The following is a 16712-nucleotide window of genomic DNA, read 5'->3' as shown; positions in this document are numbered from 1 at the left end:
GCGCCACGCTGCCACTCACACGCCGCGTGAGACGTTCTCCGCGCAGCGGGTGCGTACCTCGCCGATGAGGCGGTCGGCCTCGGCGGCGTCGATCAGGCCGCGGGCAGCGAGGGCGAGCAGGCCGTTGATGCCGGCCCAGCACTGGATCACCTCGGCTCGGGCCGTATCCGCGGGGTCGCCGACGGCGGCGATGACCAGGTCGAGCGCCTGCGCGAGGTAGCCGCGTACCTCGGCGCGCGCGGCCCGCACCGTCTCCGACTCCTCACCGTGCACATCGGTGAGGCCGAGCAGACGGAAGGCGATCGGCTCGCGACGATGGAAGTCGAGGTACTCGTCGAAAGCCCTCTGAACGGCATCCGCTCCCGCAGCGCCGTCGATCGCGGCCACCATCGCCGCGACGTGCTCGCGCCCCACCTGGCAGGCCAGCACCGCGTACAGATCCGCCTTCCCGCCGGGGAAGTTCGAGTAGATGCTGGTCAGCGCGACCTCGGCGGCGGCGGCCAACTCGTCGACCGAGGTGCCGCGGTACCCCTGTGGCCGGGCGTACAGCTGCCTCGCAGCGTCGAGCAACGCAGCCCGCGTCCGGCGGCGGCGCTTGTCGGAGGGTTCCGTCAGCAGCGACTCCATGGCATTATCCTAGTCACACTTTGTTTTCATAGTTGGACTAGGAGATCACGATGACCGTATCCGCCGACCAACTCGACGCCGGCGCCGCCGACGGCTCCGAGATCATGAAACAGTTCGTGCCGGCCTCACCCTTCGTAGCACTGCTCGGCGTACAGCTGGAGGACATCAGCGACGGTGCCGCCACCCTCCTGGTTCCGTACCGCTCGGACCTGACGACGGTCGGCACGATGATGCACGGCGGCCTCATCGCCGCGGCGGCCGACATCGGCGTGATGGTCGCGGCCTGGGCGGGACGCCCGGTTCCGGACAAGCTGCGCGGGGTGACCGCGTCGCTGGCGCTGAACTTCATCGCGCCGCTCCTCGAGGACGGCCTGCGGGTCCGCGCGCACCGTCTGTCCACGGGGCGCAAGACGAGCCACGTGCGGTGCGACATGTACTCCGAGTCGGGGGACGTGCTGATCGCGAGCGCCACCGGCACCTACCAGATCGGATGATCAGACGCGGGCGCGCTGCGGGACCTCCCGGGCGAGGAGGAGCGCGACGGCGCCGAGCAGCGTGCCCGTGATCCGGCGTTGCCAGACAGCCCATTCGGGGCGGCGTGCGATCAGCGCGGCCACCCCGCCGGCGGCGACCACGATCGCCGCGTTCACCAACATCGACACGGTGATCTGCACGCCGCCGAGCACGAAACCCTGCGCGGTGGTGTGACCTCTGCTCGGGTCGATGAACTGCGGGATCAGCACGAGGTACATGATCGCCGCCTTGGGGTTGAGCAGGTTCGTGACCAGCCCCATGCGGAACAGCTTGCCGTTCGAATCGCGCGGAAGATCGGTGGTCTCGAACAACCCGCGCCCGCCGGGCCGCAGCGCCTGCCACGCGAGGTAGCCCAGGTACAGCGCGCCCGCGGCCTTGAACCCCATGAACAGCCAGGGCACGGCCACGAAGACGACGGCCAGCCCGACATTGGCCAGCGTGAGATACCCGACGAAGCCGACGGCGGTGCCGGCCAGCGAGATCAGGCCCGCAGTGCGCCCCTGGCTGATACTGCGGGAGACGAGGTAGATCATGTTCGGCCCGGGCGTGAGCACCATGGCCAACGCCGTCACCGCCATCCCCGCCATCGCGGCCCACGAAACGATCATGGGATCCATCCTCACGAGAAGCGGCCTCGCGGTACAGGGCCAGTCGAGTGTGACTGGCCTTCTTGCGGCCTGCGTCAGAACGCCACGGGAAACAGCCCGGTGCGTGCGATCACCCGGTCGCGCTCGCCGGTGAGTGCGAGCCGCCTCGGGTCGGCGAGATACCGGTCGAGCGCGGACTGATCCGGGAATCGGTACAGCTGCACCTCGTTCGGATGCCCGTCGAGCCCCTCGCCGATGGCGCGATGGACGACGGTGCCGCCGTGCTCGGGGATGAGAGCCAGAACGGCGTCCTCGTACTCCGAGAGCGCGACCTCAAGGCCCGGCCTCGCCCACAGGAGACAGCACAGTCGTAGGCCGGTCCCGTCGGATTCATCCATGCGTGCACGTTATCGCGGTCGAACGCCGTGGGCCGCTCAACGGAGGGGGAATCCCCGAGCGGGGCGCGCCGCAGGTCAGCGACCCCGGCGCGCAGGCACCCCAATCGGCGGATCACAGGCGTGTACTCGCTGTCAGCGGCCATCTCCGCGATCTGCCGATCCAGTCGTTCTCGCCGATCCAAGGTGGTGGTGACGGTGTCGTAGGCGGCGTCGAACGCCGCCCTGGTGCCGGGCAGCTCGAACCGTTGCTGCCCGAGCCAGGTCAGGTGCTTGAGCGTCCAGGCGCGCCGCCGGAGTAGACGATGCCGTGCCGCAGCAGCAACTTCGACAGGCGGTGCCGCGCGGACATCAACTCCCCGCGGCAGTCCTCCCGAGCCCGCACCAGATCCCGGGCCGCTTCCCGCCCGGGCGTCGGGATCTCGATCGGGGTGATCTCATCAAGGCGCAGCAACCGCGCGAGGAGGATAGCGTCGTTGGCGTCGGTCTTGATCCGCGAACCCGCCGGCCGGATGATCTTCGACGGCGCGATCACCTCACACCGCACACCGTGCTCGGCCAGGTCACGGTACAGGCCGAACCCGGTCGGGCCCGCCTCATACACGCAGGCCACAGGCCCCGGCAGGCCAGCCAGCCACGCTCTGATGTCCTCCGGCGACGGCGTCAACCGTGCCTGCCGCAGCTCGTTGGTGTGCGTGTCGATCGCCGCCGCGACCACCGATCGCGCGTGCACATCCAGGCCGACACTCGTACGCTCTGTAAACACCGGGGCCTCCCACAATGTTGGATAGGCCGGGCAAGGGGACTCTTGCTCGGTAACCCACGAGTGTTTGTGCGTGAGGCCCCGGCCCGCAACCCCCGGACTAACATCCCGACGGTCACTACATACCGTCTAGGGGAGCGCCACGAGCGCAGCGAGCAGGGTCGGGCGGATCAGGAGCCGAGAAGGGCCTCGATCTCGCGCTCCTCGACGTCGTTGACCATGGCGGGCGAGAACTTCGGGTCGCGGGTCTTGTCGATGAGCACCGCACGGATGCCCTCGACGAAGTCCGGGCGGCGCACCAGGCGGGCGCCGACCACGGCCTCCTCGGCGAGGCACTGGGCCAGGGTGCGGTTGCGCGACTCCTGGATCAGATCGAAGGTGACGAAGACCGAGGTGGGGCAGGCCGTGGAGAGCTGCTCGCGGGCGGTGTCGGCCCACGCGCCGGACGTCGTGGCGAGGCCCGCGAGGATCTCGGTCACCGAGTCGCGGCCGAAGACATCCGCGATCTCGTCGAGCGGGAGCGTCGACGCGGGGGCGGTGTCGCCGAATCGGGCGAGGACACCGTCGAGCTCCTCCCCGGCGAGGAGGGCGGCCTTGACGTCCGGCATGGCGGACGACGGCACGAAGTGCGTCGCGAGCCCGACGGCGAGCGCGTCGCCGGCGCCGATCCGGGCGGCCGTCATCCCCATGAGCTCGCCGACGCCCTTCGGCAGGCGGCCGAGGATGTGCGTGGCGCCCACGTCGGGGAGGAAGCCGATCGCGACCTCGGGCATGGCGATGAGCGCCTTCTCCGAGACGACGCGGTGCGAGCCGTGGATCGAAACGCCCACGCCGCCGCCCATGTTCACGCCGTCGATGAGCGCGATCACCGGCTTGGGGAACTCCGCGAGGCGCAGGTTCATGTCGTACTCGTCGCGGAAGAAGGGGGTGAAGTCCTCCCCCGCCACGACCTGGTCGCGGATGGCACGGATGTCGCCGCCGGCGCAGAAGGCCTTGGGCGAGGCGGAGGTGATGAGGACGCGCGCGACGGCATCGTCGGACTCCCAGGCCTGCAGGGCCCCGTCGATCGCATGCACCATGTCGGTCGTGAGCGCGTTGAGCGCCTTCGGACGGTTCAGCTCGATGTGGCCGGTCCCCCCGGACACGGTGGTGACGATGTCGGCGTCGCTCACAGCGCACTCCTCACGATTAGTCGCATATCCAACTAAATCAGTATGCCAGGCCCCCGCGTAATCTGGACCGGCGATGGCGAATCTTCTCGGCGCGGATGCGCTGCACCTCGAGTACCCGACCAAGACGGTCTTCGATTCGGTGTCCCTCGGCGTGGGCGAGGGTGACCGGATCGGCATCGTCGGCCGCAACGGCGACGGCAAGTCGAGCCTGCTCGGCATGCTCGCCGGTACCCGCGAGCCCGACTCCGGCCGCGTGACCCGGCGCGGCGGCGTCCGGGTGGGCGTGCTGACCCAGACCGACCTCTTCGACGACGGGGACACCGTGGGGCACACGGTGGTGGGCGACACCCCCGAGCACGTCTGGGCCGGCGATCCGAAGGTGCGCGACATCCTCGCCGGCCTGCTCACCGACCTGCCGTGGGACGCGCGGCTCGGCGAGCTCTCCGGCGGGCAGCGGCGGCGCGTGCAGCTCGCGCAGCTCCTCGCGGGCGAGCACGACGTGCTCATCCTCGACGAGCCCACGAACCACCTGGACGTCGAGGCCATCGAGTGGCTCGCCGGCCACCTCAAGACGCGCTGGCCCGCGAACCAGGGCGGCCTGCTCATGGTGACCCACGACCGGTGGATCCTCGACGAGATCTGCACCGCCACCTGGGAGGTGCACGACCGCATCGTCGAGCCCTTCGAGGGCGGTTACGCGGCGTACATCCTGCAGCGCGTGGAGCGCGACCGGCAGGCGGCGTCGATCGAGCAGAAGCGGCAGAACCTCGCGCGCAAGGAGCTGGCCTGGCTGCGCCGCGGCGCCCCCGCCCGCACCAGCAAGCCCAAGTTCCGGATCGACGCGGCGAACGCCCTGATCTCCGACGTGCCCGAGATCCGCAACAAGACGGAGCTGCAGTCGCTCGCGGTCTCGCGGCTCGGCAAGGACGTCGTCGACATCCTCGACGTCGGCGTCGCGTACGGCGACAAGCAGGTGCTCAGCGACGTCGAGTGGCGCATCGCGCCCGGCGAGCGCACCGGCATCCTGGGCGTCAACGGGGCGGGCAAGTCGACCCTACTCGGGCTGATCGACGGTGCCACCGAGCCCACGTCCGGCACCGTCAAGCGCGGCAAGACGGTCAAGGTCCAGACCCTCACGCAGCGCCTCGACGAGCTCGAGGAGCACTGGAACGACCCCGTCCGCGTGGTGCTGGCGAACCTGGCCACCAGTTTCACCGTGGGCAGCGGCTCCAAGGCGCAGGACCTCACCCCGTCGCAGCTGCTGGAGCGGCTGGGCTTCGCGTCGGCGCAGCTCTCGACGCCGGTCAAGGACCTCTCCGGCGGGCAGAAGCGGCGCCTGCAACTGCTGCTCATCCTGCTCGATTCGCCGAACGTGCTGATCCTCGACGAACCGACCAACGACCTCGACACCGACATGCTGGCCGCGATGGAGGACCTCCTCGACTCGTGGCCGGGCACGCTCATCGTGGTCAGCCACGACCGCTACTTCCTCGAGCGCGTCACCGACCAGCAGTACGCCATCCTCGAGCGGCGCCTGCGGCACCTGCCCGGCGGCGTCGACGAGTACCTGGCGCTGCGCCGGGCCGAGCGCGGAGCCGGTTCGGCCTCCGGGTCCGGTTCCTCGGGTTCGACGGTGACCGCCCCCTCCCCCTCCGGCGCGGGGTCCGGGCTCAGCGGCGCGGAGCTGCGGGCGGCGCAGAAGGAGGTCTCCGCCGTCGAGCGGCGGATGTCCAAGCTCAGCGAGCAGATCGGACAAGCGAAGAACGCCCTGGCCGATCACGACCAAGGCGACTACGCCGGCCTCGCCGAGGAGATGAAGAAGATCTCGGCCCTCGAGGACGAACTGGCGGAGCAGGAGCTGCGCTGGTTGGAGCTCTCGGAGTCACTGGAGGGCTGAGAAGGTCCACGGGCTTCGACCGAGGTACCGGAAGTCTCGACTCCCACTCAAGGTCCGGCGGCCCGCGACCCCGCACCGCGCGATCCCGCCTACAAAAAATATTGATTGAGCGATCCGCAATTCGCAGCTGCAGCCAGGGCCGGACAACACGTCCGATCCTGTCCATTTCTCCAGCTTACATTTTGTATTTTGCCCGATACTGTTTGCCATCGGCGATCCTCGCGCCCCGTTCAGCGGCATCCGGATCGGCGAAATTGCAATCACCGCAAAGAAAATCATCGATCCCGTCGGATTCGCGCGAGACCCTCGGATAGTTTCACGTCCGCACTCGCCGTCCCCCGAAAGGAATCCCGATCCCGATGATCCGACTCCGTGTCGCCGCCCTGGCAGCAGCCGTCGCCGCCGGTACCACCCTGCTGCTCCCCGCCACCGCCTTCGCCGCACCCCACGGGAGCGAGCCGTCGCCGCACCCGGCGCCCGCGCCCGCGAAGTCCGCACCCGCCAAGCCTGCACCCGCGAAGCCCGCACCCGCCAAGCCCGCACCCGCCAAGCCCGCACCCGCCAAGCCCGCGCCCGCCAAGCCCGCGGCCGACCCGCTGACCGGATTCGTGTGCACCGTCATCGGATTCCTTCCCGGCGGCCTGCAGACGGTCCAGTCGACGCTCCAGACCGTCGGCACGGCCGAGAAGGAGCTCGTCGCCGGCGCCCATCAGATCGCACCCGGCCCGGCGGACGCGTACAAGGCGTTCCGCGCGCCGATCGACGCCCAGGTGAACGCCCTGCTCACCGCCTGCGCCGGGGCTGCCAGGTAGGCGGGTCGCGGACGGCGGATCGGGCGGGGCCCGCCTGGCCCCCGCCCGATCCGACCGTCTCGGCTCGCTCACCCGGGGTTCGAGGCGTACCTCGCCGGGTCCGCGTCGAACTTCGGGGCGCACGAGGGGCAGCAGAAGTAGTACCGCTCGCCGTCGTAGTCGCGGAACAGGCCCGCCGCCTCGGCATCGGACTTCACCACCGGGTTGCCCACCATCACGGGGCAGGCGGTGGACTCGTCCGCAGTCTTCGCGTGCGGGGCTTCAGCGTCGTCGTTCGCCGCCATGCCGCGGAATCCGCGCAGTCGCAGGCTGTTCCCCACCACGAAGACGCTGGAGAAGGCCATCGCCGCGCCGGCGAGCATCGGGTTGAGCATGCCGAGGGCGGCGACCGGGATGGCGGCGACGTTGTAGGCGAACGCCCAGAACAGGTTCGTCTTGATGGTGCGGAACGTGCTGCGGGACAGGCGAATCGCGTCCACAGCTGCCCGCAGGTCACCGCGGACCAACGTGATGTCCGAGGCCTCGATCGCGACATCGGTGCCGGTGCCCATCGCCAGGCCGAGGTCGGAGGCGGCGAGCGCGGGGGCGTCGTTCACGCCGTCGCCCACCATCGCGACCACGCGGCCCTGCGCCTGCAGCCGCGTCACCACATCGACCTTGTCCTGCGGCATGACCTCGGCGATCACCTCGTCGATGCCCACCTGCGCAGCGATGTGCCGGGCGGCGGCCGCGTTGTCGCCGGTGAGCAGGACCGGGTTCAGGCCCAGCGCACGGAGCTCTCGGATCGCCTGCGCACTGGTCGGTTTCACGGTGTCGGAGACGACGAGGATGCCGCGCGCCGAGCCGTCCCAGCCGACGGCGACCACGGTCGCGCCGCGTTCCTCGGCGCGGGCCTTGGCCGCCGCAAGGTCATCGCTGAGGCGGAGCGCCCAGTCCGCGAGCAGCGAATCGCGGCCCACGATCACGCCGTGGCCGTCGACGACACCCTGTACGCCCTGTCCCTCGACGTTGGCGAATCCCTCGACGGGCGAGAGCGTTCCGGCCCTCTCCCGGGCGCCCGCCGCGATGGCCTGCGCGATCGGGTGCTCGGAGGCGTCCTCGAGCGCGCCGGCGAGCCGGAGCACGTCCTGCGCCTCGACGCCCGGCTCGGTCACCACGTCGACGAGGGTCATCCGCCCGGTGGTCACGGTGCCGGTCTTGTCGAGGACGACGGTGTCCACGCGCCGGGTCGATTCGAGGACCTCCGGACCCTTGATGAGGACGCCCAGCTGGGCGCCGCGGCCGGTGCCGACCAGCAGCGCCGTCGGAGTGGCCAGGCCGAGCGCGCAGGGGCAGGCGATGACGAGGACGGCGACCGCGGCGGTGAAGGCCGCCGAGGCGGGGAAACCCGCGCCCAGCCAGCCACCCAACGTGATCGCGGCGACCGCGATGACGATCGGCACGAAGACCCCGGAGATCCGGTCGGCGAGGCGCTGCACCTCCGCCTTCCCGGTCTGGGCGTCCTCGACGAGCCGCGCCATCTGCGCGAGCCTGGTGTCCGATCCGACGCGCACGGCCCGCACCACCAGGCGCCCACCGGCGTTCACAGTGGCGCCGGTGACGGCGTCTCCCGCACCGACCTCGACGGGCACGGACTCGCCGGTCAGCATGGACGCGTCGACCGCGGAGGTGCCGGAGACGACCACGCCGTCGGTGGCGACCTTCTCGCCGGGGCGCACGACGAACACGTCGCCCACCGCGAGGTGTTCGACCGGAATCTTCACCTCGGCACCCTCGCGGAGCACCGACACCTCCTTCGCGCCGAGCTCCAGCAGCGCGCGCAGCGCCGCGCCGGCCCGACGCTTGGAGCGCTTCTCGAAGTACCGCCCGGCGAGGATGAACATCGTCACCCCGGCGGCCACCTCGAGGTAGATGTTGGCGGCACCGTCGGACGGCGCGAGCGTCAGGGCGAACGGGTGTTTCATCCCCGGCTCCCCCGCCGTGCCCACGAACAGCGCGTACAGCGACCACAGGAACGCGGACAGGGTGCCCATCGAGATGAGCGTGTCCATCGTCGCGGCGCCGTGCCTCAGATTGGTCCACGCCGCCACGTGGAAGGGCCATGCGCCCCAGAGGATCACGGGCGCAGCGAGCGCCAGCGAGGCCCACTGCCAGTAGGTGAACTGCAGGGCCGGGACCATCGCCATCGCGATCACCGGCACCGCGAGCACGACGGCCCCGATCAGCCGGGTGCGCAGGGACTCCAGCTCACGGTCGGCCGGGGAGCCCTGCTCGCCTCCTCGGTCCGACGATGCCGCAGTCCCGGACGGCGTTGCGCTGTAGCCGGTCTCGGCGACCTCGTCGATGATCCGCTGCACGTCCACGCCGTCGGGCGCGGTGATCCTCGCCTTCTCCGTGGCGTAGTTGACGGTGGCGCTCACACCCTCGATCTTGTTGAGGCGCCGCTCGATCCGGTTCGCGCAGGAGGCGCAGGTCATGCCGCCGATGTCCAGTTCGATGTGCGCGCCGCCGGTCGCACCCTCGATGCCGCTCATGCTCAGTTCCTCTCGGTGTCGATGACGAAGCTCGCGGTGCGGACGGCACCGTCGACCTGGAAATCCAGGTAGAGCAGGTAGCGGCCCGCGGTGGGCACCTGCGACTGGAAGGAGATCGACGGTCCGCCGGTCGCGCCCGGCTTCGGCTCGTCCCCGTCGGGGTGCACGTGCAAGAAGGCGAGGTCGCCCTGGCGTAGCGCCACGAGGTGCCCGAAGGCGCCGAGGTAGGGCTGCAGCGTGGTGACCGGGGCATCATCGCGGGTGACGCGCAGTTCGACCGGGCTCGACGCACCGGCGGCGAGGCCGCCCGCGAGGGTGACGGTGAACCCGTCGACCTGCGCGGTCCGCGTGGGCGCGGGATCCACGGGCTCGACGGTGCCCGCGACATCCACCGTGCGCGAGAGAGTGACCGCGGCACCGCCGGCAGTGAAGTCGGCGTAGACGCGGTACGTGCCGGCCTCCGTCCACCTCCACGGGACGGACCACGTGCCCGTCTCCCGATCGAGCGTCGGATGCACGTGCCGGAAGTCCCGCCCGTCGGACCGCACGACGATCAGGTGCAGGTCCTTCTCATGGGTGGTGGTGTACGCGGTGACCGGAGCGCCCGACGCGTCCTCGATCCGGAAGCTCAGCACGCCCGCATCCCCGACTCCCCGCGGCGCGGCGACCGGCGACAGCGTCAACCCCTCGGCGCTCAGCGCGACGCCCTGGAGACTCGGCACCGCAACGCCGCTCCCGGCACCGCCGTGATTCGCATGATCCTGCACCTGATCGCTCCTCTCGGTGAACTGCGCCACCACACTGTCCGGGACGACGGCACCGGCGAGGCCGTACGCCGCGCCGAAGGCCACGACCAGGCCGGCGCCGTAGACCGCCAGCCGTGCCGCCGGGCTCATCGAGCGCCGCTTCCACTGGCCGACGTCCATCGCTTCCTCCTCGGTACCGATACCCCTGCCGGGTATCTGACACACTGAACGTTATACCCCCATGGGGTATATGGCAAGGGTGCGGCCGCCCGAATTCGGACGGTCTCGTCCGCCGCCGACAATGCGCCCGGCGAACTCTGTTCGCGCCGCACAACCCCCTCGCCGAATCGGACAGACACTCGCGCCGATTCCGTCTGAATCCCCAGCTACCCACCGGTTTGCGGTACTGAGTGAAAATGATTGCGATACAGCATCTTCCGAGGGAACCTGGCCCAATGACCAGTGTTTTCGAGCACGCGGAACACAAATCTCGACGGCCACCGAAACATCGAGCAGAGTCGGATACCTTCACCCCGAGTGCGATTCGCACCGCCACCAGACGATGGGAACCGAGAATCGATGATCCGCCTCCGTGTCACCTCCGCCGCCGCGGCGCTCGCCGCCGGCACCACCCTGCTGCTCCCCGCCACCGCGTTCGCCGCGCCCAACGACACCGCGCCCACTCCGAAGCCCGTTCCTGCGGCCGCGAAGCACGCCCCGAAGCCGGCACCCGGGGTGCGGCCCGCCGCCGCCAAGCCCGCCGCGGCGAAGCCCGCCGCCAAGCCGGTCTCGAAGCCCGCCGCCGCGCCGCAGGACCCGCTCACCGGATTCGTGTGCACCGTGATCCAGTTCATCCCGGGCGGCCTGCAGACCGTGCAGTCCACGCTGCAGACCGTCGGCACGGCCGAGAAGGAGCTCGTGGCCGGCGCCCGGCAGATCGCACCCGGCCCGGCGGATGCCTACAAGGCCTTCCGTGCGCCGATCGACCAGCAGGTCACCGCGCTGCTCACGGCCTGCGCAGGCCCCGCGAAGTAGCCCGGCACCGTCGGGCCCGGGTCCGCACGGACTACGGGACGACGGTGGCGCCGGGCACCGGACCGGAGGCGACGCGCACCGTCCGGCACACCCCCGCGCCGGCGAGTTCGGTGCCCACATCGACGGCGTCGTCCGCGCTCGCGCAGAGGAAGGCGCAGGTGGGACCGCTGCCGGAGACGATGCCGGCCAGCGCGCCGGCCTCCACCCCCGCGCGCAGCGTCCGGCGCAGACCCGGCTGCAGCGACAGCGCGGCGGCCTGCAGGTCGTTGGCGAGCAGCGGCGCCAGCCGATGCGGGTCACCGGACGCGACGGCGGCCAGCAGCTCGTCGGGGCCGCCGGCGCGCGGCGGGTCCCCCACCTCCCGCAGCCGATCGAGTTCGCGGTACACCGCCGGCGTGCTCAGCCCCTCGCGGGCCAACGCCAGGGTCCAGTGGAACTCACCGCGGGCCAACGCGGGGATCAGCCGCTCCCCGCGCCCCGTGCCGAGCGCGGTGTGGCCGTGCAGCGAGAACGGGACGTCGGAGCCCAGCGTCGCCGCGACCTCGTCGAGCTCGTCCCGGGTGACCTCGAGGCCCCACAGCGTCGCGGCGCCGAGCAGCGCGGCCGCGGCGTCCGCGGACCCGCCGGCCATTCCGCCGGCGACGGGAATGCCCTTGGCGATGTCGATGCGCATGTTCGGGTCGCGGTCGTAGCGCTCGGCGAGCGCGACGACCGCCCGGGCGGCCAGGTTCGTCGGATCGGTCGGCACGTCGCGCACACCCTCGCCGGTGACGTGCAGCGAGAGCTCGTCGGCCGGGGTCAGCGTCACGTCGTCGTGCAGGGACAGCGCCTGGAACACCGTCACCAGCTCGTGAAAACCGTCGGGCCGCACGTCGCCCACCCCGAGGTGGAGGTTCACCTTGGCGGGCGCACGCACGGTCAGGGGCGTCGGGACCACGGAAAGCACGCGTTCCAGACTACGGTGCCGGAGACCGTGGGCCGGCCGCGGACTTCGCGGCGGCGAGCGCGGCGAACTGCTCCACGCCCAGCTTCTCGCCGCGTTCCCGCGGATCGATGCCCGCGGCGACCAGGATCTCCTCCGCGGCGGCGGGCGATCCGGCCCAGCCCGCGAGGGCCGCGCGGAGGGTCTTGCGGCGCTGCGCGAAGGCCGCGTCCACGGCCGCCCAGAGCTGCGCGCGGTCCACATCGGCGCGACCGTCCGGCCCGTGCAGGTCGATCCGCACCAGCCCCGACTCGACATTGGGCTCGGGCCAGAACACCGCCCGCCCGACGGTGCCGGCCTTGCGCACGCGCCCGTAGTACGCCGCCTTCACCGACGGTACGCCGTACACCCGCGAGCCCGGCGCGGCGGCGAGCCGATCCGCCACCTCCAACTGCACCATCACCAGCACGGTGCGCAGTGTCGGAACCTCCGCGAGCAGGTGCAGCAAGACGGGGACCGAGACGTTGTACGGGAGGTTCGCGACGAGCACCGTCGGCGATCCTGCGACGGACACCTGCGTACCCGAGACCTTGAGCGCGTCCTCGCCGATCACGGTGAGGTTCCCCGCCAGCTCGGGCGCACGATCGGCCACCGTCTTCGGGAGCTGTTCCGCGAGAACCGGATCGATCTCGATCGCGGTCACGGCGGCGGCGGCGTCGAGCAGCGCCAGCGTCAGCGATCCCAAACCCGGGCCCACCTCGAGGGCGATGTCGTCGGGCCGGACGTCCGCCGCGGCGACGATCTTGCGGACCGTGTTCGGGTCGTGCACGAAATTCTGCCCCAAGGTCTTGGTGGGGCGAACGGACAACTGCCCGGCCAGCGCGCGGATCTCCGCGGGGCCGAGCAGTCGTGCCTTGTTCTTGAAGTCGGCGCCGGTCACCGGTGTGACTCTACCGAGCTACTCCGAGTTGCCGGACAGGCCGAGACGCGACGAGCACGACGGCCAGGCGCCCCAGCCCTGCGCGGCGAGGGTCTTACGGGCGATGTCGATCTGCTCCTCGCGAGTGGCGAGGTCGGCGCGCGGCGCGTACTTGCCGCCACCGTGACGCAGCCAGGTGCCGTAGTCGAACTGGACGCCGCCGTAGAAGCCGTTGCCCGTGTTGATCGACCAGTTGCCGGTGGACTCGCACTGCACCAGGCGGTCCCAGACCGACCCCGGCGCCACGTAGGGCGCGCCCGGCGCGGTGCCGACGGCGGTGACCCCGGGGACGCCCGCGTCGATCACCGTCGAGGCGATCTTCTCGCGGGAGACGACCTTGCCGTCCACGACCTTCTCGCGGTACTGCACGCTCTGCGTACCCGGCTTGCCGGGGTTGGTGATCTGGGTCTTGCCGTTGGTCAGCTTCGGATCGTCGACCTTCTTCGGCGGCGCGGTGTACGGCTCGGTGACCGTGACCGTCGAGGTGCGGTTGCGGCTGACCGTGATCGTCATGTCCGGCGTGACCCGCGAGTTCGCGCTCGGGGTGACCGTGTCCTGCTGGATCAGCGGGACACCCATCTTCGCCAGGTACTCGCCGACGGTGCGCCCGGCCGCGTCCGCGCGGACCGTCTTCCCGGCGTCCACGACGGTGGCCGCGACCGGGGTGGTCACGGACACCGCGGCACCCGAGAGTGGGACCTGCGCGTCCAGCGGCAGCGAGACGAAGTTCTTGGCGTCGCCGAGGCCGGCATCGGCGAGGGCGGCGCCCATCGTGAGGTCGGTGGTCTTGACCGTGCGAACGGCGCCGTTGACGTTGACCGCGATGTCGCGGGCGTGCTGCACCGAGATCGGCTGACCCGAGGCCACCGACTCGTTCAGGCCGGGCGTCACCTTGTCGGCGGCGCCGGCGTCGATGCCCGCGGACTCCAGGATGGACTTCACCGACCGGCTCATCGTCGAGACCTCGCGGGCCTGCCCGTCGACGGTGACGGTGACGTCCTGGTACAACGCCGCGGCGGTGCCGCCGGCGGCCATCAGTGCCACGAGCATGGCACCGGTGACCGCGCGGACCGGGGTGTTCTCCAGGCGGGTGCTGATCCCGCCGAGCACGCCACCCTGGGTGTCGTCGGCATCGGCTTCCGGAGCCTCGACCTCGTCGTCCTCGTCGTAGACCTCGAGGGACGGAACGGCCTCGACCTCGTCAGCGAGGTGGGTGAGACTCTCCGCTTCGGCGACCGCTTCATCGCCGTACACCTCGGCCTCGAGGTCGAGGATCTCGCGGTCCACCTCGAGGTCGACGGTCCGCTCGTGCAGGTCACTGAACCGGGCGAAGACCCGGTTCACGTCGAACTCCGCGGTGCGCTCCCCGGTGGGGGCGAAGGCACCTCGGCGGGAGTGGGCGGTCGGCTGATCCACCATGGTGGAGTTGTCGTCTGCGTCGAACTCAGGCACTGGTGACTTCCCTACGGGTACTGCGGATGGACTGCCGATGTGGCCGACGGCGACGTTTCGGTCGCCGTTACATCACAGTACGGTAACGGAGAAGTGGAAGGTGTGCCAGCTTCTGTTCATTTCGACGCCGAGAATGTGGCGCCGAACACACGGTCCGCGGTCGCCGTGGTGGCCGCCGCGATCTCCTCGGGAGCGACTCCGCGCAGGTCAGCGAGGAATCGGGCCGTGTAGGGGATGCAGTACGACTCGTTGGGGGTACCCCGGTACGGGTGGGGTGTGAGATACGGCGCATCGGTCTCAACGAGGAGTTGACCGTCGGGAACCAGGCGCGCCGCGTCGTGCAACGCGGTCGCGTTGGTGAAGGTGACGGTGCCGGAGAAGCTGAGCACGTAACCGCGGTCCACGCATTCGCGCGCCATCGCCGCGTCGCCGGAGAAGCAGTGGAAGATCACCGTCTCCGGGGCGCCGAAGCGCTCCAGGTCCGTCAGGATGTCGGCGTCGGCCTCGCGGTTGTGGATCATCAACGGTTTGCCCAGCCGCTTGGCCAGGTCGATGTGCCACTCGAAGGACGCGTGCTGCTGCGCCGGCGTGGCCACGTCCTCGCGCTTGCCCAACCAGTACCAGTCCAGCCCGGTCTCCCCGATCGCCACGCACCGCGGATCGGCGGCGAGCCGCTCGAGCTCCTCCGGCGCACCGTCGACCTCGAGCTGGTGCGCGTCCGTGGGGTGCAGGGCCACCGCGGCGAAGACCCGCTCGTCCCAGCGGGAGGCGTCGATGACGTACCGGGCCTGCTCGAGATCGCAGGCGACGGTGACGACCCGGCCCACGCCGACGGACGCCGACCGATCGACCAGCTCCCGCACGGCCTCGGGCGTGCGGGCTCGGCAGCCGTCGAGGTGCGTGTGCGCGTCGACGAGGCCCGGGAGCGGATCGGGCAGCGGAGGCGGCGACTTCTTCTTCCCCATGCCGCCCATTGTTCCGGTAGTCCCCGCACCGGGTTTCTTCGGACCAGGTTTAATCCGGTGTTAAGCGGAGGCGAAGCGACGGCTGATCTGATCGCAACAGCCCCTTCGAAGAGGAGAACAGATGAGCTCGAAGATCGTGGCCGGCCTCGTCGTCGGTTGCGCCGCCCTGGTCGCGGCCTGCAGCACGACGACCGGCGGCACCCCGACGGTGTCCGACAGCAGCGCCGCGCCGAGCACGGTCGCGGTTCCCGCCGGACTCGACGTCGGGCGGTTCCCCACCACGATTCGGGAGGTCCCGTCACCGTCGAACGAGAACGCCTGGATCATCGAGGGCAACCGGATGGCTGAGGCGCTCATCCAGGTCAACGAGGTCGACCCGCGGATGAAGATCGGCGGCGCCGGCCTGCGCTCCTACCCGGTGCTGACCGGCATCCAGCTCAAGCAGCGGGTTCCCGACGCGACCTACAACGCCTTCTACGACAACAAGATGCGCGTCGGTATGACGACCACGCGCGGCGACACCTTCGACAACCCGACCGTGGCCACCCGCATCGGTCTGTACCGCTTCGACACCCCCGACGCCGCGGCCAAGGCGCTCGCGGCGATCAAGGCCGCGACGGCGGGGCAGCGGCAGATCCCGATCACCGGCACCGACGGCGTCAGCGCGACGGAGTTCAAGCCGGGCACCGTGGACAGCTACCGCGTCGAGGGCCCGTTCGTCATCAACGTCAGCGGGACGGCCCCCGCGACGGACGACGCGGCGAAGTTCGTCACCAAGGCCTACGCACTCGAGATCCCCAAGGTCAAGAGTTTCAGTCCCACGCCCGTGGCGTCGATCCAGTCGCTGCCGGGCGACAAGGACGGGATCCTCTCGCGCACCCTCATGCAACAGTCCAGCGCGCTGAGCAGCCTCTCCAACGCCTACTACGGCCTCGACGCGATGCTGCACCGCATCCGCGACATCTCGGACGCGGACATCTACCGCAAGGCCGGCGTGGACCTGGTCGGCGAGGGCGCCGCGATCGTCTACCGCACGCGGGACGCCGCTGCCGCGACCGACATGGCCGCAGCGCTGGTGTCCACGACCCGCGCGGACAAGAACCACGTGGCCGCCGCCTCCCCCACGGCGCTGCCGCAGGCGCAGTGCACCGAGCGCCGGGAGTCGCAGACCTTCAACTGCGCCGTCGCGGTCGGCCGGTGGGCGGCGACGGCCGGCGGCGAGAGCCTCGCGGAGTCGCAACAGGCGATCTCGGCACAGTTCACCATCCTCGCGAAGAACCCGTAGGGATCGA

Annotated in this window: 15 protein-coding genes and 1 pseudogene; 5 read left to right on the top strand and 11 right to left on the bottom strand. The window is 70.7% G+C overall.

Annotation, left to right across the window (positions count from 1 at the left end):
- Positions 1-15: 15 nt before the first annotated feature.
- Positions 16-627, bottom strand: coding sequence for a TetR/AcrR family transcriptional regulator (locus ABZX10_RS18640; protein ID WP_355543208.1), 612 nt, complete (start codon positions 625-627; stop codon positions 16-18).
- Between the two features lie 50 nt (positions 628-677).
- On the opposite strand from ABZX10_RS18640, the gene ABZX10_RS18635 reads away from it, so the two are divergent.
- Positions 678-1121, top strand: coding sequence for a PaaI family thioesterase (locus tag ABZX10_RS18635; protein ID WP_355543205.1), 444 nt, complete (start codon positions 678-680; stop codon positions 1119-1121).
- Here the strand turns inward: ABZX10_RS18635 and ABZX10_RS18630 are convergent, their stop codons facing one another.
- From ABZX10_RS18630 to ABZX10_RS18615, 4 genes and pseudogenes are all read right to left on the bottom strand, one after another.
- Complete coding sequence (locus ABZX10_RS18630; protein WP_355543370.1) at positions 1122-1766, bottom strand: LysE family translocator; 645 nt, start codon at positions 1764-1766, stop codon at positions 1122-1124.
- 77 nt (positions 1767-1843) lie between these two features.
- The gene (locus tag ABZX10_RS18625; protein WP_355543202.1) at positions 1844-2146 is read right to left on the bottom strand and encodes a hypothetical protein; all 303 of its coding nucleotides are present in this window, start codon (positions 2144-2146) and stop codon (positions 1844-1846) included.
- A 71-nt stretch (positions 2147-2217) separates the two neighbouring features.
- Positions 2218-2909, bottom strand: a pseudogene (locus ABZX10_RS18620) (transposase); the annotation flags it as partial.
- A gap of 167 nt (positions 2910-3076) precedes the next feature.
- The gene (locus ABZX10_RS18615; protein ID WP_355543199.1) at positions 3077-4078 is read right to left on the bottom strand and encodes an enoyl-CoA hydratase/isomerase family protein; all 1002 of its coding nucleotides are present in this window, start codon (positions 4076-4078) and stop codon (positions 3077-3079) included.
- A gap of 73 nt (positions 4079-4151) precedes the next feature.
- Between ABZX10_RS18615 and ABZX10_RS18610 the strand changes: the two genes are divergently transcribed.
- Complete coding sequence (locus ABZX10_RS18610; protein ID WP_355543196.1) at positions 4152-5975, top strand: ABC-F family ATP-binding cassette domain-containing protein; 1824 nt, start codon at positions 4152-4154, stop codon at positions 5973-5975.
- 359 nt (positions 5976-6334) lie between these two features.
- Positions 6335-6787 (top strand): hypothetical protein, encoded by a 453-nt coding sequence (locus ABZX10_RS18605; protein ID WP_355543193.1) that lies wholly within the window; start codon positions 6335-6337, stop codon positions 6785-6787.
- A 68-nt stretch (positions 6788-6855) separates the two neighbouring features.
- Here ABZX10_RS18605 and ABZX10_RS18600 read toward each other — a convergent pair whose 3' ends face one another.
- Positions 6856-9321 (bottom strand): heavy metal translocating P-type ATPase, encoded by a 2466-nt coding sequence (locus tag ABZX10_RS18600; RefSeq protein WP_355543190.1) that lies wholly within the window; start codon positions 9319-9321, stop codon positions 6856-6858.
- A 2-nt stretch (positions 9322-9323) separates the two neighbouring features.
- The gene (locus ABZX10_RS18595; protein WP_355543187.1) at positions 9324-10247 is read right to left on the bottom strand and encodes a heavy-metal-associated domain-containing protein; all 924 of its coding nucleotides are present in this window, start codon (positions 10245-10247) and stop codon (positions 9324-9326) included.
- A gap of 399 nt (positions 10248-10646) precedes the next feature.
- On the opposite strand from ABZX10_RS18595, the gene ABZX10_RS18590 reads away from it, so the two are divergent.
- On the top strand, positions 10647-11102 hold the full coding sequence (locus ABZX10_RS18590; protein ID WP_355543184.1) for a hypothetical protein: 456 nt from the start codon (positions 10647-10649) through the stop codon (positions 11100-11102).
- A gap of 31 nt (positions 11103-11133) precedes the next feature.
- Here ABZX10_RS18590 and ABZX10_RS18585 read toward each other — a convergent pair whose 3' ends face one another.
- From ABZX10_RS18585 to ABZX10_RS18570, 4 genes are all read right to left on the bottom strand, one after another.
- On the bottom strand, positions 11134-12048 hold the full coding sequence (locus ABZX10_RS18585) for a 4-(cytidine 5'-diphospho)-2-C-methyl-D-erythritol kinase (protein ID WP_355543181.1): 915 nt from the start codon (positions 12046-12048) through the stop codon (positions 11134-11136).
- Between the two features lie 10 nt (positions 12049-12058).
- Positions 12059-12964 (bottom strand): 16S rRNA (adenine(1518)-N(6)/adenine(1519)-N(6))-dimethyltransferase RsmA, encoded by a 906-nt coding sequence (gene rsmA, locus ABZX10_RS18580; protein WP_355543178.1) that lies wholly within the window; start codon positions 12962-12964, stop codon positions 12059-12061.
- Positions 12965-12982: 18 nt separating this feature from the next.
- Complete coding sequence (locus tag ABZX10_RS18575) at positions 12983-14455, bottom strand: transglycosylase family protein (protein WP_355543175.1); 1473 nt, start codon at positions 14453-14455, stop codon at positions 12983-12985.
- A 116-nt stretch (positions 14456-14571) separates the two neighbouring features.
- Positions 14572-15420: a TatD family hydrolase gene (locus ABZX10_RS18570; RefSeq protein ID WP_355543172.1), complete on the bottom strand. Its 849-nt coding sequence runs from the start codon at positions 15418-15420 to the stop codon at positions 14572-14574.
- Positions 15421-15541: 121 nt separating this feature from the next.
- Between ABZX10_RS18570 and ABZX10_RS18565 the strand changes: the two genes are divergently transcribed.
- Positions 15542-16705, top strand: a complete 1164-nt coding sequence (locus ABZX10_RS18565; RefSeq protein ID WP_355543169.1) for a hypothetical protein — start codon at positions 15542-15544, stop codon at positions 16703-16705.
- Positions 16706-16712: the final 7 nt, after the last annotated feature.

Origin of the sequence: Tsukamurella sp. NPDC003166 (genome assembly GCF_040611135.1) — a bacterium.
Classification (GTDB): Bacteria; Actinomycetota; Actinomycetes; order Mycobacteriales; family Mycobacteriaceae; genus Tsukamurella.
This window is presented reverse-complemented; position numbering and strand designations above follow the sequence as displayed.

Excerpts from the sequence above, each read along its gene's own strand:
- ABZX10_RS18640 (WP_355543208.1), bottom strand. The coding sequence starts at position 627 with ATGGAGTCGCTGCTGACGGAACCCTCCGACAAGCGCCGCCGCCGGACG.
- ABZX10_RS18635 (WP_355543205.1), top strand. The coding sequence starts at position 678 with ATGACCGTATCCGCCGACCAACTCGACGCCGGCGCCGCCGACGGCTCC.
- ABZX10_RS18605 (WP_355543193.1), top strand. The coding sequence starts at position 6,335 with ATGATCCGACTCCGTGTCGCCGCCCTGGCAGCAGCCGTCGCCGCCGGT.
- ABZX10_RS18610 (WP_355543196.1), top strand. The coding sequence starts at position 4,152 with ATGGCGAATCTTCTCGGCGCGGATGCGCTGCACCTCGAGTACCCGACC.
- ABZX10_RS18625 (WP_355543202.1), bottom strand. The coding sequence starts at position 2,146 with ATGGATGAATCCGACGGGACCGGCCTACGACTGTGCTGTCTCCTGTGG.
- ABZX10_RS18570 (WP_355543172.1), bottom strand. The coding sequence starts at position 15,420 with ATGGGGAAGAAGAAGTCGCCGCCTCCGCTGCCCGATCCGCTCCCGGGC.
- ABZX10_RS18595 (WP_355543187.1), bottom strand. The coding sequence starts at position 10,247 with ATGGACGTCGGCCAGTGGAAGCGGCGCTCGATGAGCCCGGCGGCACGG.
- ABZX10_RS18600 (WP_355543190.1), bottom strand. The coding sequence starts at position 9,321 with ATGAGCGGCATCGAGGGTGCGACCGGCGGCGCGCACATCGAACTGGAC.
- ABZX10_RS18565 (WP_355543169.1), top strand. The coding sequence starts at position 15,542 with ATGAGCTCGAAGATCGTGGCCGGCCTCGTCGTCGGTTGCGCCGCCCTG.
- ABZX10_RS18590 (WP_355543184.1), top strand. The coding sequence starts at position 10,647 with ATGATCCGCCTCCGTGTCACCTCCGCCGCCGCGGCGCTCGCCGCCGGC.